Annotated in this window: 18 protein-coding genes; 6 read left to right on the top strand and 12 right to left on the bottom strand. The window is 43.1% G+C overall.

The genetic code is table 11. The annotated features are described in order from the left end of the window. Positions 1 to 185 precede the first annotated feature (185 nt). From clpX to BDD43_RS24995, 5 genes are all read right to left on the bottom strand, one after another. The gene (gene clpX / locus BDD43_RS25015) at positions 186 to 1424 is read right to left on the bottom strand and encodes an ATP-dependent Clp protease ATP-binding subunit ClpX (protein ID WP_211339731.1); all 1239 of its coding nucleotides are present in this window, start codon (positions 1422 to 1424) and stop codon (positions 186 to 188) included. A gap of 463 nt (positions 1425 to 1887) precedes the next feature. Continuing rightward, positions 1888 to 2586: an ATP-dependent Clp endopeptidase proteolytic subunit ClpP gene (gene clpP / locus BDD43_RS25010; protein WP_121202115.1), complete on the bottom strand. Its 699-nt coding sequence runs from the start codon at positions 2584 to 2586 to the stop codon at positions 1888 to 1890. A 455-nt stretch (positions 2587 to 3041) separates the two neighbouring features. Then, the gene (gene tig / locus BDD43_RS25005; RefSeq protein ID WP_121200806.1) at positions 3042 to 4400 is read right to left on the bottom strand and encodes a trigger factor; all 1359 of its coding nucleotides are present in this window, start codon (positions 4398 to 4400) and stop codon (positions 3042 to 3044) included. Positions 4401 to 4687: 287 nt separating this feature from the next. Then, positions 4688 to 5119: a VOC family protein gene (locus BDD43_RS25000; RefSeq protein ID WP_121200805.1), complete on the bottom strand. Its 432-nt coding sequence runs from the start codon at positions 5117 to 5119 to the stop codon at positions 4688 to 4690. 205 nt (positions 5120 to 5324) lie between these two features. Continuing rightward, a complete protein-coding gene (locus tag BDD43_RS24995) occupies positions 5325 to 7688 on the bottom strand; it encodes an ATP-binding protein (RefSeq protein WP_121200803.1) in 2364 nt (787 codons plus the stop codon). Between the two features lie 356 nt (positions 7689 to 8044). On the opposite strand from BDD43_RS24995, the gene BDD43_RS24990 reads away from it, so the two are divergent. After that, the gene (locus BDD43_RS24990; protein WP_121200802.1) at positions 8045 to 8761 is read left to right on the top strand and encodes a DUF481 domain-containing protein; all 717 of its coding nucleotides are present in this window, start codon (positions 8045 to 8047) and stop codon (positions 8759 to 8761) included. A 184-nt stretch (positions 8762 to 8945) separates the two neighbouring features. Here the strand turns inward: BDD43_RS24990 and BDD43_RS24985 are convergent, their stop codons facing one another. Both BDD43_RS24985 and BDD43_RS24970 read right to left on the bottom strand, forming a co-directional pair. Continuing rightward, the gene (locus BDD43_RS24985; protein ID WP_121200800.1) at positions 8946 to 9422 is read right to left on the bottom strand and encodes a DUF4268 domain-containing protein; all 477 of its coding nucleotides are present in this window, start codon (positions 9420 to 9422) and stop codon (positions 8946 to 8948) included. A gap of 591 nt (positions 9423 to 10013) precedes the next feature. Then, on the bottom strand, positions 10014 to 10640 hold the full coding sequence (locus BDD43_RS24970; protein ID WP_246001784.1) for a 2OG-Fe(II) oxygenase: 627 nt from the start codon (positions 10638 to 10640) through the stop codon (positions 10014 to 10016). A 148-nt stretch (positions 10641 to 10788) separates the two neighbouring features. Between BDD43_RS24970 and BDD43_RS24965 the strand changes: the two genes are divergently transcribed. Both BDD43_RS24965 and BDD43_RS24960 read left to right on the top strand, forming a co-directional pair. Next, positions 10789 to 13821, top strand: coding sequence for a PAS domain-containing protein (locus BDD43_RS24965; protein WP_121200794.1), 3033 nt, complete (start codon positions 10789 to 10791; stop codon positions 13819 to 13821). 319 nt (positions 13822 to 14140) lie between these two features. Further along, positions 14141 to 14833, top strand: coding sequence for a pseudouridine synthase (locus BDD43_RS24960; RefSeq protein ID WP_121202113.1), 693 nt, complete (start codon positions 14141 to 14143; stop codon positions 14831 to 14833). Between the two features lie 171 nt (positions 14834 to 15004). Here BDD43_RS24960 and BDD43_RS24955 read toward each other — a convergent pair whose 3' ends face one another. Next, positions 15005 to 15226, bottom strand: a complete 222-nt coding sequence (locus BDD43_RS24955; RefSeq protein ID WP_121200792.1) for a hypothetical protein — start codon at positions 15224 to 15226, stop codon at positions 15005 to 15007. Then, positions 15219 to 15350, bottom strand: coding sequence for a hypothetical protein (locus BDD43_RS30925; RefSeq protein ID WP_262707437.1), 132 nt, complete (start codon positions 15348 to 15350; stop codon positions 15219 to 15221). The genes BDD43_RS24955 and BDD43_RS30925 overlap by 8 nt, the downstream gene beginning before the upstream one ends. A 770-nt stretch (positions 15351 to 16120) precedes the next feature. Between BDD43_RS30925 and BDD43_RS24950 the strand changes: the two genes are divergently transcribed. Next, on the top strand, positions 16121 to 16510 hold the full coding sequence (locus BDD43_RS24950; protein WP_121200790.1) for a VOC family protein: 390 nt from the start codon (positions 16121 to 16123) through the stop codon (positions 16508 to 16510). A 42-nt stretch (positions 16511 to 16552) separates the two neighbouring features. Here the strand turns inward: BDD43_RS24950 and BDD43_RS24945 are convergent, their stop codons facing one another. Then, a complete protein-coding gene (locus tag BDD43_RS24945) occupies positions 16553 to 17068 on the bottom strand; it encodes an STM3941 family protein (protein WP_121200788.1) in 516 nt (171 codons plus the stop codon). A 275-nt stretch (positions 17069 to 17343) separates the two neighbouring features. Here BDD43_RS24945 and BDD43_RS24935 point away from each other — a divergent pair, with 275 nt between their 5' ends. Both BDD43_RS24935 and BDD43_RS29785 read left to right on the top strand, forming a co-directional pair. After that, positions 17344 to 18525: a TlpA disulfide reductase family protein gene (locus tag BDD43_RS24935; RefSeq protein WP_121200784.1), complete on the top strand. Its 1182-nt coding sequence runs from the start codon at positions 17344 to 17346 to the stop codon at positions 18523 to 18525. 27 nt (positions 18526 to 18552) lie between these two features. Then, a complete protein-coding gene (locus BDD43_RS29785; protein WP_147425732.1) occupies positions 18553 to 18738 on the top strand; it encodes a hypothetical protein in 186 nt (61 codons plus the stop codon). 139 nt (positions 18739 to 18877) lie between these two features. On the opposite strand, the gene BDD43_RS24930 is transcribed toward BDD43_RS29785, so the two are convergent. Further along, the gene (locus BDD43_RS24930; RefSeq protein ID WP_121200782.1) at positions 18878 to 19387 is read right to left on the bottom strand and encodes a hypothetical protein; all 510 of its coding nucleotides are present in this window, start codon (positions 19385 to 19387) and stop codon (positions 18878 to 18880) included. Between the two features lie 165 nt (positions 19388 to 19552). Then, a complete protein-coding gene (locus tag BDD43_RS24925; protein WP_121200780.1) occupies positions 19553 to 20635 on the bottom strand; it encodes a tetratricopeptide repeat protein in 1083 nt (360 codons plus the stop codon). Positions 20636 to 21434: the final 799 nt, after the last annotated feature.

The raw sequence follows: 21434 nt of genomic DNA, 5'->3' as shown, positions 1-21434 counted from the left end.
CCGCACGGAGGCATAGTATCGTTGCATATTTGCTGTTCTACTTGCGGTTGCCACGCTATTGTAATGACAATATGGTAAATAGAGACTGCGCACGGATGTGGCTTTTACTAACTATGTTAAAATTATCCAACACAAAAAAGGCCCCGGTAAACCGGAGCCTTTGTATTCGTTTTTATCGAATTAAGTTAAGCTACTTTTAGCTTTTTCAAGTCGGATTTATCAAATTTTTCGTGAGCGTAATCTAAGGTTACCACCAGTGCTTTTGCATCTTTTTTGGATGGGAACTCAAACATGGCATCAATCATGATGGCTTCGCAGATGGAGCGGAGGCCACGCGCGCCCAGTTTAAATTCCATTGCCTTATCAACAATAAACTCTAAGGTTTCGGGTTCAAACTCTAGGTCGATGCCTTCGTATTCAAACAGTTTTTTATATTGCTTTAACAGCGAATTTTTGGGTTCGGTTAATATGTTGCGCAGTGCTTCGCGGTCTAACGGGTTTAAATACGTTAACACGGGCAGGCGGCCTATCAGTTCGGGTATTAAGCCAAAGGCTTTTAAATCCTGCGGGGTAATGTATTTGTACAGGTTTTTCATGTCAACCTCTTGGTCTTCGTTTTTAAACTTGTAACCAACGGTTTGGGTGCGCAGGCGGTTGGCAATTTTTTTCTCGATACCATCAAACGCGCCACCGCAAATAAACAAAATGTTGCTGGTGTTTACGGTTATCATTTTTTGGTCGGGGTGTTTACGGCCGCCTTGCGGTGGTACGTTAACCATTGTACCTTCCAGTATTTTTAACAGGGCCTGTTGTACACCCTCGCCAGATACATCGCGGGTTATAGATGGGTTATCGCTTTTGCGGGCAATTTTATCAACCTCATCAATATACACAATACCGCGTTCGGCGGTGGTTACATCATAATCGGCAGCTTGTAAAAGGCGGGTTAAAATGCTTTCCACATCTTCGCCCACGTAGCCGGCTTCGGTTAATACGGTGGCATCGCAAATGCAAAACGGTACGTTTAACACCTTGGCAATGGTTTTAGCCAGCAGGGTTTTACCTGTGCCGGTTTCGCCAACCATAATGATGTTTGATTTTTCTATCTCAACTTCGTCTTTTTCAACCTTTTGGTTAAGGCGCTTGTAGTGGTTGTAAACAGCTACGGCAAGTACTTTTTTGGCATCATCCTGACCGATAACGTATTGATCGAGATGGCTTTTTATTTCGGCTGGTTTTAGTATGTTAGTAGTTTGGTTAGGGTTTTTAACCTTACGTACCTTCATTTCTTCGGCTAATATTTCGTTGGCCTGGTTTACACATTTGTCGCAAATGTGGGCATCCAAACCAGCGATGAGCATCAGAGAGTCCTGCTTTCCGGCACCACAGAACGAACACTTTATCTCTTTGCTGTTTTTATTCATCACCTTTAGTTTATTCAAAATTACGGATTTATTTACAAAAATGTTGCTGTAAAATTGAAAATATCAACATATAACAACATAAATACTTCATTAACAGTGGTTAACCTGTTTGTGTAATACTTACACTTTGTTAACCATGCAAATGTGGAATGGTTTTAATTATTTGAACGTAAAGTTAACGCGCCACGTATATAGCGTTAGTACGAAGCAATGACAATTTTAATGATTGAAGGATTGAGTGACTGAAGGATTGAATTTCAATGATTTATTGAAAAAATATAATTACATTCAATCACTCAATCCTTCAATCCTTCAATCAATCCTTCAATCAATATCGTAATGTCATTGCGAGCGATAGCGTGGCAACCGCTCGTAAGCCGGTTGCTATACAGGGCGAATTTGCTTCCGTGCGGTTGCTTCGTACCTCGCAATGATATGCGAGGGTAGCCTTACGCCAAAAAAATTACTTTTTAGCGTTGCCTCTTAAAACTTCGTCAACCATACCAAATTCTTTGGCTTCTTCGGCAATCATCCAGTAATCACGATCGCTGGCTTCCCAAACTTTTTCGTATGATGCACCGCTATGGTCGGCAATAATTTGGTACAATTCTTTTTTAAGCTTGGTAATTTCGTGGTAAGTGATCTCGATATCAGACTGCTGACCGTTTGCACCGCCCGATGGCTGGTGTATCATTACCCTGGAGTGTGGCAACGCTGCGCGCTTGCCTGCTGTGCCTGCGCAAAGCAATACGGCACCCATTGATGCTGCCATGCCTGTACAAATGGTTGCAACATCGTTACTGATAAACTGCATGGTATCGTAAATACCTAAACCTGCATAAACCGAGCCTCCGGGCGAGTTGATGTAGATCTGGATGTCGCGCTTGGCATCGGCAGATTGTAAAAACAATAGCTGCGCCTGTATGATGTTGGCATTAGTATCATAAATGGCATCGCCTAAAAATATAATACGATCCATCATTAAGCGGCTAAATACGTCCATCTGGGCAACGTTTAGCTGGCGCTCTTCGATGATATAGGGCGTCATGCTGGTTGGTATGCGCGAGTTATCAACGCGCGATATAAAGCTATCTACAGCAAGGCTGTTAATACGGTGGTGTTTAACAGCGTAATTGCGAAATTCGTTTTTGTCGATCTTCATGGTTATTTGGGGGTTATGGCCGGCTGCTAATATATAGCACACAGCGTTAATTATTAAAGCAAATTAAAATTTTTTAATGATTGAGTGATTGAAGGATTGAATTTTAATGATTTATTGAAAAAAATATAATTACACTCAATCCTTCAATCAATATCGTAATGTCATTGCGAGCGATAGCGTGGCAACCGCACGTAAGCCGGGTTGCTGTACAGGGCAAATATGCTTCCGTGCGGTTGCTTCGTACCTCACAATGACATTTTTAATGATTGAATTATTGAGTGATTGAATTTTAATGATTTATTAAAAAAATACAATTACATTCACTCAATCACTTAATCCTTCACTCAATCCTTCATTCAATCACTCAATCATTCAATCACTCAATCATTATTTTACTCCGGTACAAAAAATGCCGGGCAAGCCCGGCATCCATATTAAATATGTTTATGTCGTACTTATTTTTCGTTGGTAACTAAGGCTGCAAAAGCGGCACTATCAATTTCCTTTTTTTCGAGGGCTACAACGGTTTTTAAAAAGTCTAAGGTTTTAAGGGCCTTTAGTTCTTCAAAAATTTTGTTGCCGTTTTCTTTGCTTTGCAGGTATTGTACGGTGTACTGGCCCAATTGCTCGTCGCTCAAGGGTTGCGGACTGTACATCCTGAACTGGGCATCTAAACGTTGTTTTGCCAGCGCAAAAACCTCATCATATTTAATTTCGATGTTATGGTCCTTCATGATCTTGTTTTCGATGAGGGTCCATTTCAGGTTTTTGGCAAAATTGTCGTAATCTTTATCCAGGTCTTCCTGAGTTAGTTTTTCGTTAGTTGCAAGCAACCAGCGTTTTAAAAACTCGTCGGGCAATTCAAAGTTCACTTTATCCATTACCAGGTTATACAGGTCGTTTTGCAGGCGGCGGTCGCTATCTTGCACCATCATGCTTTCAACCTCCTGGGTAATGCGGTTTCTAAATTCTTCTTCGGTGGTAACTTCACCTTCACCAAACAGCTTGTCAAAGAACTCCTGGTTCAAATCGCTTTCTTCCAGGCGGTTCACGTTTTTAACGGTTAGCTGGAAATCCGATTTTAAATCGGCAGCTTCGTCTTCTTCAATTTTCAGCAGGGCGGCAACTTTTGCAGCGTCGTTATCAAAAGCCTTCTGTATATCAAATGTTATTACATCGCCCTTTTTTAAACCAATTAACTGCGCCTTTACTTCGGCGTTTTTAACCTGGTCTAAACGGATAGATGCCGTGTTGGTAATTCCGTCTTCAAAAACAGAGCCATCGGCAGAAAGTTGCACCAAGTCGCTGTAAAGAACATCATCATCTGCCGATACGTCAGGATTTGTCATTTTGCCATAGCTGCGGCGGATGTTTTTAACCCTTTCGGCCAAAGTAACTTCGTCGGCCTTAATAATGTATTCGGTAACTTTAGCTGTGGGGTCAATGTTTAAAGTAAACTCGGGGGCAATGCCCAATTCGTAGTTAAACTCAAAATTATCGTTATAATCCCAGTTAAAATTGGTGTTTTCGTCAATTTTAGGCAGCGGCTGGCCCAAAACGTCAATATTGTTTTCGGTGATGTATTTTGAAAGGCTATCGTTTAATAAACTGTTAACCTCATCAACCAAAATGCTTTTACCGTACATGCGCTTAATGTGCGACGGTGGAACCATTCCGGGGCGGAAACCTGCTATTTTAGCTTTCTTAGCTTGTTCTTTTATTGCTTTTTCAACACGCGGAGTATAATCTTCGGGTTGTAATTTAATGGTAAGTACTGCGTTTAGACTGTCGATTTTTTCCTGTGTGATATTCATTATGTGGTATTAAAATAATGTTTTGCTATTGTTAAAAACTGTGCCAAAAACCCATTTTGTTTTTGAGAGGTGCAAAGTTAATTATTATTTCGGATTTCGGATTTACGATTTGGGATTTTTGATTGAGGAGATATTAGGCAGAACTGCTATCCGGCAACAAAACACTAATTGCTCATCGCTCCCCGCAAGCGTCATCGCTTGTGGTTATGCAATTTGTTGACTATTGAGCATAGTTGCCACAAGCGAGGACGCTTGTAGGAGCGATGGCTGATAATCACTATCGGATACTATTCGGTTTCGGACGTTATTTTCCAGTTGATGCCAAATTTATCAGTTACGATGCCATAATGGTTAGTCCAAAAAGTTTGGGCCATGGGCATTATTATTTGGCCATGGGTAGCCAATTGGTTAAATATGCCGTAAGCCTGGGCCTGGCTTTGGGTAGCTATGTAAATAAAAAAGTTGTTGATAACCGTGCCGTTTGCTTTTTGGTAGGTTTCTACATTATCGTTACCCATTATAATGGTTTGGGCGTTAATTTGTAAACTGGCATGCATAATTTGTTGGTTGGTAGCAGCCTTAAAAAATTGCCTGCTTGGCAGTGGCACATCTTTATAGCGGCCCATATATAAAATTTTGCCGCCAAAAACCTGTTCGTAAAAATTAAACGCCTCTTCGCAATTGCCATTAAAAACCAGGTACGGACTGAGTGTTAGCATAGCTTTATCATATTTATAAATATCCGAAAAAAAAAGGCAATAGTGCTAATGTACAGTTTAAGCGATGGGAGATAATGATTGAAGGATTGAGTGATTGAAGGATTGTTTAATATAGTTGCCACAAGCGAGGACGCGTGCGGTGGCGATGCATTGTTTCTTGCTTCCTGATTCTTGCTTCCTGATTCTACCTTTCGCCTCGCCACGCTCATCTCACATGGTGCAGTACTTTTCTAAAAAGTTCGTCGGGTAAAAAGGGTTTTACAACAATGTCGTTAATGCCAACTTGTTTTGTTCTTTCTTCTACTTCGGCGGGCAGGTTGGCGGTTAGGGCCACTATGGGGATGGTGATGCCCCGGGCGCGCATTTCGGTGGCCGACTGGTATCCGTCCATTACGGGCATTTGCAGGTCCATCAATATCAGGTTGTGGCGGGTTGGGTCAACCTTGTCAAGCGCTTCCAATCCGTTAACGGCCACATCAATGGTAGCGCCCCAGCGTTGTAAAAACTTTTGGGCAACCAGCACATTCATGGGGTTATCTTCAACCAGTAAAATAGAGATGCCGTTTAGAGGTTCGTCATCCTGCGTTGGCGCGTTGTTTTCTATGGTTTGCTGCTCGGTAGTTTTAATGCTTTTATCAAAGGTTTGTATAAAGTAAAAGGTTGAGCCCTTGCCAACTTCGCTAACCAGGTTTAATGCCGATTGCTGAAGCTCTAATATACGTTTGCAAATGGCCAGCCCCAGGCCTGTACCGCCAAAGCCGCGCGAGGTTGACGAATCGGCCTGGGTAAAGCGTTCAAAAATAACCTTTTGCTTCTCGCGCGAGATGCCCATGCCGGTATCTTTTACCTGTATGTTAATGGTAATGGTTTTATCGGTTTGGGCGGTTACCAGCATGCCAAGCTCTACGTAGCCCTGGCTGGTAAACTTAATGGCGTTGTGTACCAGGTTGGTAATTACCTGGAAGGTGCGGGTAGGGTCGCCCATTACTTTGTTGCCAAGGCCGCCTGTAATGTTTAACCTAAGCTCAATGCCTTTATCTTCGGCGGGGCCTTTAAGGCCGTTAATAATATTGCGGGCTATTGATGCCAGGTCCATCTCGGTATGCTCAAAGGTAATTTTGCCGGCTTCAATTTTGTTGTAATCTAATATATCGTTAACAATGGCCAGCAGGTTGTTTGCCGAAAACAGCATCACATCCAGGTGCTCAACCTGATCGGGCCGTGGGTTGGTTTTTAAAAGCAGGTGGCTCATGCCGATAACCGAGTTAAGCGGCGTGCGTATTTCGTGGCTCATGGTGCTTAAAAAATCGCTCTTGGCGCGCAGGCCCTCTTCGGCAGCTTGTTTTGATTGCGTTAGCACAAACGATACCCTGTGCGACAGCACCAGCGATTGCAGGAAAAAGAAGCACATGTAAACTAGGGTGCTTAATGCTTTTAACTGCTCAATTACCGCCCAATAGTGCAACAGCGAAATGGAAAATATAACCATAAGCGCAACTGCGCTTGCCAATGCATAAACCGAGCCTGGCCGTTTATTTTTAAAGGCCCGCCAATATACATAGGGCACGTATAGCATGCAAAAAACCGTAATAACCAAAAACGGATTAATAAGTTGCGTATAGTAAACCGGCGGCAGGCATACCGAAGCCAGCCCAAACACAAAGCAAATAAAGCTAACGGTGTATAAAACGCTACGGTTAATACAAAGCGGGTACAGGTAGCGGGTATATAAGCCAAAAAGCCCAATGCTGATAAACAAACTAAGGTACTCAATACGCGTGGTAATGTACCAGCTTGTTGCGGGCAAAAGGGTGTGCAATACATAATTATCGGTACCAATAAGGCGGTAGCTGTACACGATGGAGAATATGGAGAACAGCAAAATGGCCTTATCGCGGTTGCCAAACAGGTAGAGGCCCAAAAAAAACAAGCCGCCCATAAACAGGCAACCGGTAAGCAATAAATCAAAAGCCGAGTCGCGGTTGCGGGTTAAGTCAATCAGGTATTTTTTGCCTATATACAGGGGTTTGCTTATGCCACCTTTGCTGTGCGCAAAATTGGCAATTTGGAGCACAATTTTAAGGGTATCGGCATTATCGGGCACGTCAATACTGTTGTAGTTCCAGTGCGGTTCAAAACCGGCCGGGGTGGTGCTTATGGTGCCGTTGGCAGCAACCTGTGTGCCGTTAACAAACAGGCGGTAGGCGCTGTAAACTTCGGGCATGGCCATGCGCAACGGGCGCGGGGCGCGGGGCAATAACACAGTTAGCTTATAGGTGGCATAGCCGAATGATGGCAGACGTTTCCCGTTAAGGTAATATGAGTCCCATTTAAACGGAAAATCAACTACAATGCCCTGGTGGGGGGCTTTATCTGCCGGGCTTATCAATTGCTGCCAATAAAACAGCCATTGCCCGTTTAAAGTTAAGTTTTCGTCGAAATTTTGCTTTCGCAGATCAATAACCCCGTTTTGAGCCTGGGGTTGTGCAACATTACTTTGCGCAATACCCAAAGCGGTAATACAGCAAAATAGTGGCATTAATACAAAAAATAGCCTTTTGCCTTTCATTATCAATCAATAAAATAAAATTGCTGCGGGGGCAAGCGGTTTAGGCCCGTAGCAATTTTGGGTGTTTGTGCCGGCAAATGTAAGCTATTAAACAAAATTAGCCAGTGTAATTGTAGCGTTAAGTATATATTAAACTAAAACGGTTGGTGGTGTATTTTATTGGCCATTATTTACACCATTTTAACGGTGGTAATTTTAGAGGCTGTTTAAAAAATGCCCATACTACCGTTATTGCTTTGTACCTTGTTAATTATACGGGAGATTGATATGATACCGAGATACAAAAGTTTAAAAGGCCATAAATTGTGCTTTGCGGCGTATGTGTTTTGTGTTTATTTTTACCGGCTAAACATCACATGAAAATACTTTTAACCCTGCTGCTATTGCCTATTGCCCAATGCTGCTGCGCCCAGTTTAACGATACTACGCATTACCATTTAATGGCAACAGCCGCCGGCTCTATAAACAAAACCGAAGCTAACACGGCTTACCTGCTTAACAACGCAGTAAATTTAGGTGTTAAACAAAAAAGCAGCTATTTAAATGTAAGCGGTGCCTGGGTTTATGGCAAGCAAAACAGCACGCTTACAAATAACGATTTTTCGACCACCGTATTTTTTGATCTTTACCGCACCTTTCCGCATTTTTATTACTGGGGGCTGGCCAATTATAACACCAGTTACTCGTTAAAATTAGGCAACCAGTTGCTGGCCGGCGCAGGCGTGGCCTACAATATTTTGGATAAAGATAACGCCCGCCTAAACCTGAGCGACGGGGTGCTGTTTGACCAAAGCAGCCTGCTTACCAAGGTAAACTACCACACCTACCGCAACTCGTTAAGGCTGCAGTTCCATTTTGCGGTAAGGGATGTTTTTACTATTGATGGCGGTAATTTTTTGCAAAGCTCGTTTTCAAACGGTAACGATTATATTATCCGCTCCAATACCATACTGGGTATAAAACTGCGCAAATGGATAAGCCTTACCACCACCCTGGCCTATAACAAAATGAACATTACCAATAGCGATAACCTTATTTTTACTTATGGCCTAACGCTGGATAAGTTTTTTTGATGGGAGAAGGGGTGGGGCATCCAAAAAGTGAAAATTTTGTGTGGGAAGCAAAGTGAAATTGGCGGAGAAGTTTTTTGCATTCTTTGTGTAAACCCCATTGCAGCCTTTGATTGTTTTTACCACAGAGGAAGTAACACAGAGAAGCACTGAGCTAAACTTATTTTGTATTTTTTCTTAAAAAAAATCATCTAAACAAATCAAACCCGTATTGGGCATCGCTCCAAAACTCATCGAGGGCTATAATGCGGGGTTTAAAAAACGATATTAAGGCGGGCCAGTGTTGCTGGTTAAAAATGCTTGTGCCGGGCAGTTGTTTGTAAATGCGGGTAACGGTGCGCTGGCCGTTTTGCAGTGCATTGGTATCGTTAATATGCAGGGCCCATTCCCAGGGTTCGGCAAGGGTGGCGTGCAGCATGGTTTTATAGCCCAAAAACTGGTCGAACATCATTTGCTGGATCTCCAAATCGGGGTGCGACATCTGGATGGCTATAAAGGCCCCTTGCTTATCGGCCTCCATTTTAAAATACAGGTGCTTAATGCCGGTTTTGTAATTAACCCAATTTATTTTTAAGCCTTCGGCAGATGGTTGCGGAGCTATGTATTGGCCAAAGGTGGTCCAAAATTGTTGTTTGATTTGCGATGCTTCATCTTTAGAATACATGGGCAGTTAGGTGTTTTTTAGTTCATGGATGATGGTTGATGGTTCATGGATTATGATTCATGGTTTGGCAAAATTACATCAAATACGTTGGATGGTGCAATTATCCTTTTTATCGGCATCTATTGTAAACCGTTATATACAGGTAGCAAAGTATAGCAAGCCGGTGGTGCCACACTTTGCCTGTTGCTGTTACCAGCTATAAAAGTGGGCTAAGTATTGCACCTACGGCGCAAAAAACAATTGGATATTATTGTGCTACCGGGCTATTGCACCTAACGGCGCAGCAAAGCAAGGCAATTAAATTGGGCAGTATGACGTTGCTATCTAAACAAGAAAAAGGCCTTGCAGCCAATAGCCTTCATCATTAACACAATACCTAAAAAACTAAATAAAACGCCATAAAGCATCAACAATCATCCATCAACAATGAGCAATCATCCATCAACAATGAGCAATCATCCATCAACCATGAACCATCAACAATGGGCAATCACCCATGAACCATCAACCATGAACCATCATCCATGAACCATGAACCATCATCCATGAACCATGAACCATCATCCATGAACCATCACCCACTAAGTAAAGCTAAATTTTTAACCAGCCGGTAATACTCATGCGGGCTTTGTTTGATAGTAGTACCTCGTGCTCCAGTTGGCTGCTTTTAAAAAACACGCTTTTGCCGTTTTGGGGGGCTATGTTTTGGGCTATGCCATTGTGATAAATGCACAGTTGGCCGCCGTCGGCAAGTTGCCAGTTGGGGTTTAGGTACATTATCATGGAATATTGGCGGCTGCCGTTGTTTTGAAACTGATCGATATGCTTTTTGTAAAAACTACCCTTTTCGTACAGCGCGTAATGAAACTCGTAGCCGGTAATGCCGGTATAGCAGGTGCGGTTAAGGTGGGCCACAAAGCGGTCCATCAAATCAAAAAAAGTGTTTTCGTGCGTGTTTTGGTGGGCGCGGTCGAGCCAGTAAATTTTATCGCTGCGGTAAAGCTCGTTGTGTACCACCAGGGCATGGTTGCCGGTGCCGGCGGGCAGCATTTGCTTATGGCTATACAGCTCCATTAAATTTTGTTTAAGGTGCAGGGCCAGGGCTTCGCCTAAAAAGTTATCGGCTATGCCAACATCATTACTAATAAACGAATTAATGAGGGTATCAAAAGGGCTTTCCAATAGGGCGCGGGATATTGGTGAAGGTAGCGATAACAAACCGAAGATGCTGGTTTTTAATTAGCCCTGTTTTAAGGCCTGGTACAAACTTTATTTTACGGGCGCGCAAACAAATTAACTGTAATTTTTTTAAGCTATGATATTATTTGTTTTTGTTTTAAAAAATTTGACGCTCTAACCATATCTGATGAACTTTTTAACAGAGCCGCTTTTTACGGCCCTTTTTGAAACAGACGTGCCCTGCCTTATTACAGGCATCAACAAGCCCCTTTTTAGTATTGTGGCTTGCAATAAAAGTTACCGTGCTACCGCCAATTTGCAAAAAAGCGATGTGGCCGGTTTGCCGCTTTGGGATGTTTTTGATACCAAGCGAAGCGGCGGTGTTAACACCCAGGCCTTGCGTAACGGGCTTGCCAAGGCCATGCAAACGGCGCAAAAAGTGTATATGCCACCCTTTACCAACCACGATGCCTGGGCCGCCGAGAACGACAATTTGGGCTGGTGCCAGCTTGTAATTACGCCCATAGTTGATGCCGATGGCCGGGCAACCAACCTTATGCTTACCATTAACGATGTTACCAGCCGCATTGTTAAACATAGCGAGCTTGACGATGTGCAGCTGCGCGCCCAAAGCCTGGCCCAGGAACTGGAGGCCACCAACGAGGAGCTTGCGGCATCAAACGAAGAATTGAGCTCAACAAACGAGGAGTTGAATACAACTATTGAGGAGTTAACAGAATCGAAATATAGTTTGCTTGATTTAAATAACACCCTTGAGGACCGGATTGCCTTGCGAATTAAAGATTTAAGCGAAAGCGAGGCCAGGTTTAGAACCATGATAGAGCAATCGCCGGTGGCTATGCTGGTTAACCGGGGCGACGATCTGGTGTTTGAAACCATTAACCAACCTATGCTTGACCTGATTGACCGCGATGCAGCAGTTATGGGCAAACCCTGGTACGAGGCCATGCCCGAGCTACAGGGCCAGGACGTTATAAAACACCTTTACCATACCTACCGCACCGGCCAGCCGTGGACGGGTGTTGAAGTGCCTATTGTAATAACCCGCGGCAATAAACCGCACCTGGGGTACTACAACCTATCGTACAAGGCCTTGTTCGAAAACGGTAAAATTGTGGGCCTGCTGCAATCGGCCACGGAGGTTACGGAGCAGGTAAATTGGCGCAAGGATTTGCAAGCCAGCGAGCATAAGTTTAAAAGTATGGTAATGACAACCCCCATTGGCATTACCGTTTTACGTACCCGCGAGCTTATTGTTGAAATTGCCAACCAGCAAATGCTTGACATTTGGAACCGCCACATGGACGATGTGATAGGCAACCGCATGATTGATATTTTTCCGGAACTTGTTGGCCAGCCTTTTTTACCCATGCTGGTAAGCGTTATAGAAACCGGCAAGCGTGTGGTGGTTAACGAAATAGAAGCCATTATATCAACCAAACAGGGCCAGCTAAAAAAATATTATGTTGATTTTAGTTACGACCCTTTGTTTGAGCCCGATGGTACCGTAAACAGCCTTTTAGCCACCGTAACCGATATTACCGGGCGCGTAGAGGCCCGCAAACAGCTTGAAGACAGCGAAGCCGAGCAGCAGGCCCTAAACGAAGAGCTTACGGCCACTAACGAAGAGTTGGCCGCCATAAACGAAGAACATGCCGCTACCAACGAAGAACTTGCTGCCGCTAACGAAGAACTGGTGGCTATTAATGAAGATTTAGACGAATCGCGCAGGAGCCTGAGCGCCGTGCTTGCCGAACTTGCCGTGAGCGAAGAGCGCCTGCGCTACTTGCTAAGCGAGGCCCCGGTTGCCATTGCCGTAATGACGGGGCCTGATTTGATTATCGAATCGGCAAATAAAAAGGTGTTACAGGTTTGGGGTAAAACCGAGGCCATTATTGGCAAACCCCTGCGCATAGCCATGCCCGAGTTACAGGGCCAGGGCTTTTTAACCCTGCTTAGGGGTATTTTAGTAACCGGCGAACCCTTTTATGGTAACGAAGTTAAGGCCCAAATTGAGCGCGGGGGCCAGATAGAAGAAATTTACTCAAACTTTGTTTACTATCCCTTAAAAGACGATGATGGCCAAACTACCAGCATCATGATGGTTGCCAATGTGATAACCGAGCAGGTAAAGGCAAAGCAAGAGCTGCAACGGGCCGAAGAGATGTTGCGTTTTTCGATAGAGGCGGCTAACGTGGGCACATGGTTTTTAAATATCAATACGCTCGAGTTTATACCATCGGCAAGGTTAAAAGAGATGTTTGGCTTTTACGCCGATGAGGAAGTTACCTACGATGCTATTACCGCCCAAATAACCGATGGTTACGACATTAAAATTAACGATGCTATTGAACTAGCCACTACCCGGGGCCAAAACTATAGTATGGAACACCCGGTAATTGGCTATCGGGATGGTAAAAGGCGCTGGCTGCGGGCCATTGGCAAGCTTTACCCCGATGCCGAGGGCCGGTTGCGGCATCTTTCGGGCCTGGTTATTGATATTACCGAGCAAAAGGCCGATGAGTTGCGCAAAAACGATTTTATAGGTATGGTAAGTCACGAACTTAAAACCCCGCTAACCACCATTACCGCCATTGTACAAATGTTGAGCCTCAAAGCCAAAAACAATAACGATACTTTTACCGCCGGCGCGCTCCAAAAAACCAATACACAGGTAAAAAAGATGGCCAACATGATTAATGGCTTCCTCAATATTTCGAGGCTCGAATCGGGCAAAATACTGGTTGAAAAGCAAACCTTTAATTTGAACAATTTGATTACCGATATTATTGACGAAACCAAACTAACCGTAAGCAGCCACGCCTTAACCCTTTTGCCCAGCGATATTATTGAGGTTTATGCCGATAGCGATAAAATTGGTTCGGTAATATCAAACCTGTTAAGCAATGCCGTTAAATATTCGCCAAAAGGCAACGAGGTAAAAATAAAATGTGCCTATGTTAACCAAACCGCCCAGATTAGCGTTGCCGACCAGGGCATAGGCATTAATGCGCATGATATTGACAAACTTTTTGAACGCTACTACCGGGTTGAAAACAACAATACCCTGCATATATCGGGCTTTGGCATTGGCCTTTACCTGAGTGCCGAAATTATTAAACGCCACGATGGCCACATTTGGGTAGAGAGCGAACCCGGCGTAGGCTCAACATTTTATTTTAGCTTACCGCTGGAGTAGCATTTGGGAAAGGTGGAGATAATGATTGAAGGATTGAGTTATTGAAGGATTGAATGAAACGACACTACACCGCTATTAGTAGACTCTGTGCATGTAGTCTCCGACTACATGAAGATCGCATAATGGCTAATTCAATCGCCGCCCATACGTTCTCGCTTGTGGGGGCGGTGGTGCAGCGTTGACGCTGCAAACTGTTTGTGTTGAGGCGTGGACGCCTCAACGGGCGGATATACTTGTAGAGTAGGTTTAGGTAAATAGCATTTTTGCCGCACCTCAAACCAAATATCCAAAATTGGGGCTACCTTTGCGGCCCATGCCCATACTCGATATTATTTATCACGACGATTACCTGGTGGCCATTAACAAGCCGCATGGCTTGCTGGTGCATCGCTCGCCCATAGCTCATGATGTTACTGAGTTTGCGCTGCAAATATTGCGCAACCAGCTAAACCGCCATGTTTTCCCGGCCCACCGGCTTGATCGTAAAACGGCAGGCGTGCTGCTGTTTGCCCTTGATAAAGATACCGAACGGCTAATGCAAACCCAGTTTATGGATAACCGGGTTGATAAAAAATACCTGGCCATAGTGCGCGGCCACACACCCAACGAGCAGGAAATTGATTACCCACTGCGCAAAGAAAACGGTACATTGCAGGATGCCTTTACGCGCTACAAAACCCTAAACCATGCCGAGCTTGATGTGCCGCTGGGTAGCCACCCAACATCGCGCTACTCGTTGGTGCAGGCGCACCCGCAAACCGGGCGCATGCACCAGTTGCGCAAACATTTTAGTCACGTTTTTCACCCGATTATTGGCGACCGCACACATGGCTGCAACAAACAAAACAAACTTTTTAAAGAACGCTGGGAAATGGAAACCATGCTGCTCCATGCATCGCAACTACAATTTACACACCCCATAACCGGCCAACCTATACATATCAAAGCCCCCCTGCAGCCCGAGTTTTTAAGGGTGATGGATATTATGGGATGGGAAAACGTTAATTTTTAATTAGTTATCGGGCTGTCGCCAGCTATTCGTATACGCCGCTATCGCCACAATCGCTACGGCAAGTGTCCTCGCTTGTGGTTATTCAGCATAGTTACCTGCTATTCGTAGACTTTGTCTGCGAATCTATATGCTCGTAGTCTCCCGAGGAGACTATATACGTGTTAGACCATGTTACTTAAAAAAATAATCGGCCAATTTAGTAGCCAATACACCAAGTATAGCTCCTGTTATCAATAATAGAGTTTGAAACCATCTATCAGATTGTTTTTCTTTTTGCTTCTCAATGTGCTCCGCCTCTCTCTCTTTAGCCCGCTCAATCTTCTCCAACTGTACTTTTCTTTCTTTTTCTTTTTCGGCTGCAATTTGCCCCTCTAAGCTCATTATTTCACCCATTGTCTTTCTTTGGTTTAGGTTTAGTTTTGCCTTTCTTTTGGGTAGCAGGTTTACTAACAGACGCTTTCATAATGCTATGAAAAATGTTAGATGCTTCTTTTGGGTTTTTCTTATCCTCTGCCATAATAAATGATAGTTATCCCTTTAAATAAAATGTACAATAAATGCCGAAACCTATTATCAACGCTATAAAACAGGCTAATATAAAATAAGCAATAGGTCTGTCGAAATTCAAATTCCAGCCCAAACCATCATCTCTTACAATAAACATAGGTTGTCTTTGCTTCTTCATAATATATAAAGTTAGCTATTTTTCGTATATTTGTTATACAAGAAAGCCCCGACAAACACTTACGCCTAATGAGAGACCACTCATGGGATGGCTGTTTACCGAGGTTAGGACTGTATATACTTGCAGTCCGCAATCTTGCGTCCGTCACGACACCATAAAGGGGCTATAAGCCCCTTATTTTTTATGCAGTTCTTTTTAAAATTTTCAATTTCGGTTTTGAATTTAAATACCAATCTTCCACTTTATGAAAGTGCAAAAGCTTGTTTAATTCATCTATGGTATATTTAAAATCGATCAAATGAGTATTTAAAACTTCCCTGCTATTCGTAGACTCTGTCTACGAATCCATATGCTTGTAGTCTCCCGACTACAGTAACATCGCAAAATAGCTACAAACTGCTTGTGTCCAGACGTTCACGCTTTACGATAAACCCGCCAACAAAGCATCAACATAAGTTTAAAAACAAGATTTGGTAATATGCAAAAATAGCTGCAAATTGCTTTAAGGGTTTGGCGTTAGCTTATGCTTTATTGCTGCCAAAAACCTGCACTACTTTTGGTTTGTTTTGATATCAATTTACTAAAATACAAAACGTTTAAATATGAAAAAAGTAACGGGCATTGGCGGCGTATTTTTTAAATGCGACGATCCGCAGGGGATGAACGACTGGTATGCCAAAAACCTGGGCCTGCCTGCCACCCAATACGGAACAACGTTTGAGTGGCGCGATGCCGATGATCCGGGTAAAAAGGGATCAACATCGTGGTGCGCGTTTCCGCAGAATACCAAATATTTCGATCCGTCGGCCAAGCCGTTTATGATTAATTACCGGGTAGAAAATTTGGTTAGCCTGCTTGAGGAACTCAAAAGCGAAAACGTTACCATTGTTGACGAAATTGCCGAATACGACTACGGCAAATTTGTGCATGTGCTTGATCCGGAAGGCAACATCATTGAGCTTTGGGAACCAAAAGATGAGCAAGAAGAGTAAGCCATAGTTGGCCCGATAGATGCTTTGATGCCCGGCAATACGTTAAACTGTTTGCTGCTCAAAATTTGCTTTAATGAGGGCGTAAAGTTTTTCGAAGGGGTATTTTAACCCATCGGTAGTAATACTTAGCGGCGAGCCATAGGTTTTTAAGTTGTACTGCATGGCCTTTTTTTGCAGGTAATGGGTTTGCCGCTCAATGTATTTTTCGGGGTTGCGCACCTCAAGCATTATAAATTTGTGGCCGCCCTCTTCAACCACAAAAACATCCTTAATATCGCGCCATAAAATTTGACCGGCGGCAACCGCGCTCGAGTTATCGCTAATGCCGGTTTCGTCAATAATTAGTCCGGGAGTATTATCCTGTAGTTGGCGGGCCAGTATTGATGCCGCAAAGCCAAAAACCAGCACCACTATAACGCCACTCACCCGGTAAATTAACACGTTTTTTTGCAGTAACAAAAACCACAAGCCAAGGGCGGTAAAAGCAATGGCACCCAATAGCAACAGGGCTATTTTAGTTTTGTTTAAAGGTATTTCGGTACGGTTAATATTTGCCATATAACAAAACTTAGGGGCCGGGCGTAAATGCCGGGGCCTTGTTTAAAATTTAACGAAACTGGTTTATAACTTTTAGGCTTAAAAGATGGTGTAAAACTAATAAAATATATTTTTAAAAATGAAATTATAATTATGAGGGCCTTTTTTGCGGTAAATGGCAAAAAATACCCCTTAAAATTTATACAATTTAAAAATTGGGCGTATTGTTAGTTAATCAAAACGCAAACAATTATCTTTATCGTTTCCAACATTTGCGGATCATATAAATTTTGAACATGAAAAAAATTGCATCAACAGTATTACTGTTATTACCCGCGGCGGCTATATTTGCCCAGCAGGGCGGCGCTTTTACGGTAAAAGGTTCGGTAAATAAAGCTACCGGGCAAGAAAAAGCCTTTTTGTTATATAACAACGGTACTACCAACGTTACCGATTCGGCAACGGTTGTTAACGGTGCTTTTGAGTTTAAGGGCACAGTGGCCAGCCCCGTAAAGGCAACGCTTGTTTTGGCCCACAAAGGCGAAACTTTTGAGGTAATTAGGCACACCCGCAAGGTTGATGTTACCCGCTTTTATGCCGAGCCTGCTACCATAGTGTTAAGCGCTGCCGATTCGGTTGCTAAAACTACGGTTACCGGCGGAGCGAATAATAAAGACAACGAATTGTTAACCGCTGCTACCAAGCCATTTGCCGACCAAAGCCAAAAAGTTGAGGCCGAAGAAAACGCTGTACCTAAAGAGAAGCAAACCCCCGAACTGCAAAAAGAATACGAAAAGAAATACAACGCCATTGATGCCGAAAAGAAAAAGGTTGTGGCGGCGTTTATCAAAGCGCATCCAAAATCGTGGGTGAGTTTAAACGCTTTGCAGGATGTGGGCGGCTATTACCCCGAAGCCAGCGATTTGGAGCCGGTGTATAACATCCTTTCGGACGAGCTGAAAACCTCTACCCAGGGTAAATATTATGCCACTTTAATACCTAAATTAAAATTGGTTGCCATTGGTGCCAAGGCCCCTGTTTTTGCACAAAACGACAAGGATGGCAAAGCTATCTCGGTAGAATCGTTCAAAGGCAAATATTTGCTGATTGATTTTTGGGCATCATGGTGCGGCCCTTGCCGTGCCGAAAACCCTAACGTGGTTAAGGCTTACAACCAGTTTAAGGATAAAAATTTCACCATCCTGGGCGTGTCGTTAGATCAGCCAACCGGTCGTGAAAAATGGCTTGCCGCCATTGAAAAAGACGGCCTGGCCTGGACACAGGTTACCGACCTTAAATATTGGGGTAACGAAGCCGCCGCCTTATACGGTGTGCGCGCCATTCCGCAAAACTTTTTGTTAGACCCGGAAGGAAAAATTATTGCCAAAAACCTGGAAGGTACCGACCTTACCAATAAACTAACCGAAATTTTTAGCGGCAAAACCGCCGTAAAAGCACCCGCCGGAACGGGAAAGTAAGGCTACTATTCGGCAGGAAAATATTTGATGAAATTACAGGACGGGAGCGGCAAACGCTTCCGTTTTTTTGTTTTAAGCTGGGTTTGCTTAGAAACTCTATTAAGCGTTAGTGGCTTGTTTTTATACAGTTTGTTGCTTACTTTTAACATAGTTACCATAAGCGAGTACCTATGCGGGAGCAGCCTGATTAGGTATTATGCTATCTTCCTGTAGTCGGAGACTACAAGCATAGGGATTCGTAGACAGAGTCTACGAATAGCGGGGGGTCCCCACCTCTCCCGCCAGCGTCCGCGCTTGTGGTTTACTTAGCATTTTTACCACAATCGCGGACGCTGGCGGGAGCGATGGGGAATCAATATCCTGAGCTATATTTCGCACTAAGCCACAAGACAACAATCGCAGCAATAAGAAGAATACGTTTATATTTAATATCTTCATCCTCAGTCGACCTTCCTGCCCATTCATCAGAGACAATCTCATAAGAGCTTCTATAGGTTACCGGTGGTACAAACTCCTTTTTGTAAACAGTTATAAAAAGAAACCGTATTATATGGTAAAGAAAAAACAAAAATAAGTTGTAAAAGCTCAAAGTCTCACCACCAATTAAACCAAATACTATCGTCAAAAGAAACCAACAAATACTAAACCACAAATTGGTAAATTTCATCAAAAACTTTTGTGTAAAAAGCAACAATCCCAACATGCTTATACAGATGTCGAAATCAGCTTTAATCTCATTGCTGGCGTCAAAAACCCGCAAACATCCCCTTGCTATTATTAATCCTCCGAAAATAGCCAAATAAATTTTATCATTTAATTTAAAAACTCCACTATAAAGTTTGTAAACTGAAATATCTATCATGTTCAAATATGCTAAATAATTGGGGTTTATAATTTCTCAAGTTATTCGTTTACATAGCTGTCCGAATGTCTCCGACTTCGGACAACTATGTAAACGAGATGCTTATTTCCCACGCTCTCGCAAGCCATGCAGAGCCAAAATGCGCATTGTTTTGCACGCCGCGTATTAATACTGCGCTCTGTAAAACTTGTTGTCTTCGTCCAGTTTGAGGGGGTTGGCGGCAAACCAGGTTAAAAAATCTTGCCATTTGGCGGGGTTTTGTTTGCGCCAGGTGGTAAAATCGGTTTGGTTGCCTTGTAAAAGCAGCCAGTGGTTGTAGGCTTCTATGCAACCGGCCTTGGTGATTTTATCCTGATAGTTAAACAATACGTTGGGGTAGGTTTTGTTAAAGCCGCGTTGGTTATAAAACTTTAAAAAGTTTTGCCTAATCCTATCAAGCGAGTTAATATCTATTGCTGTTTCGGTGGCGGCGGCGGCGCCCATTGTGGGTTGGTAAACAAGCGGGTAGGGCATTTTATCGGGCTTGCGGCCCTCAACAATTACCTGGCTGGTAAAGGTTACCTGGGGTTTACCCGGCTCGGCGAAGGTAATTTGATTGTTATAGGTATCGTAAAGCAGCTTACTAATTTCGTTGTTGCGGGGGCCGTTACGTTCGAGGTTCATAAACAGTTCGGCGTAAAGCACACCCCAAACCGGGTCGGTAGAGTTGCAGTAAAGCTTGGCCGCCCAGTAATAGTTGGATGCGAAACCGGGTTCAACCTCAATGCCTTTTTCAAAATATTGGAGTGCCTCGTCGTAATTTTTATCATCAAGCGGAATGGTGCCGCGCTCCAGATATAAACATCCCGATTTGGGGAACTTTTTTAAACCCTCGGTGTAAATGGCCAGTGCTTTGGCTCCTTCGTCTAAAACAATATAGCTTTTACCCAATAGCTGGTACAGGCGGTCGAAACTATTGGTGTTGTTTTTTAGGGTTAAAAGCTTATCAATAGCTTTTTGATATTGCTTTTGGCTGTACAGGGCATAAGCAATTTCGTAAGGGTAGTTAATATTTGCCGGGTTTAGCTTTTGGGCATCGGTTAGCAGGGCAATGGCGTCGGCGTAATTTTCATCGTCCTCCAGTTGCAGGGCCTGTTTATATTTTTGGTCGGCAGCATCTTTTGGTGCCTGGGCTTTAGCGGCAAAGCATAATAAGCCAAACACCAGTGCCAGCGTATATTTTTTAACTAACGGAAAATTTAAAAGCATAATTATTTACAATACAGTTTATAAAATTACCCAAAGTGGCCAAGCTACGCAACAATTTAACATACTATAACATTTGGCATATGGGATTGGGCGCTAAATGGGGAACTTTTGCTACAATTAGTCAATATGGCAGTTGTTTGTCATGTTTTCGAGACTGTGGTTTTGGTGTAAAAATAGTGTTTGTCATGTCGGGTGACAAAATGGCGTAAAAAATATTTTTGAAGCTTTAGCCGATCGAAAAACCATCAAAAAGCAATCATTTTTTTAAAATACCTACTTTTAAGTAGGTATTTTGGAGCACGACGCGATATTTTTAGCATTTTTAGACCTTTTTTTGGCTTTATCCCCTCGTTTTTTGGTTTGTCGGCTTTTATTTGGTGCTAATTTTATGGTTTGCCGGCAAATGCCGGCTTTGTATTTTGGCATCCCTTTTATTTTTGTGCGGCCTTTTAAATTGCCAATAAAAAAACCAATGCATCCAAATTTTTAAGTGATTTTTTAATTATCGTAAAATATTTTTTTGGCTTTTTGCCCCTAATTAGCTGGTTATAAAAAAAATAAAATATTGGTATGCAATTAGCTAAAGTACCATCAGCAGGCGGTATTGTTGCTCAGTGATAATTCAACCTGAAACGAAACTTATTCAATCACTTTAAAAAATAAAAACCATGTTAATCGCATTAGAAGTAGCCGTGTTAATTGTAGCAATTATTATCCCTTTGTTTACTCCAAAACAAAGCTTTAAATAATTTAGGCATACCTGAAAGGTATTGCTAGCGGGCGGCTTTTGTCGCCCTTT

Origin of the sequence: Mucilaginibacter gracilis (assembly GCF_003633615.1) — a bacterium.
GTDB lineage: Bacteria > Bacteroidota > Bacteroidia > Sphingobacteriales > Sphingobacteriaceae > Mucilaginibacter > Mucilaginibacter gracilis.
Note: the sequence above shows the minus strand (reverse complement) of the source record. Positions and strands in the feature narration are given on the sequence as shown.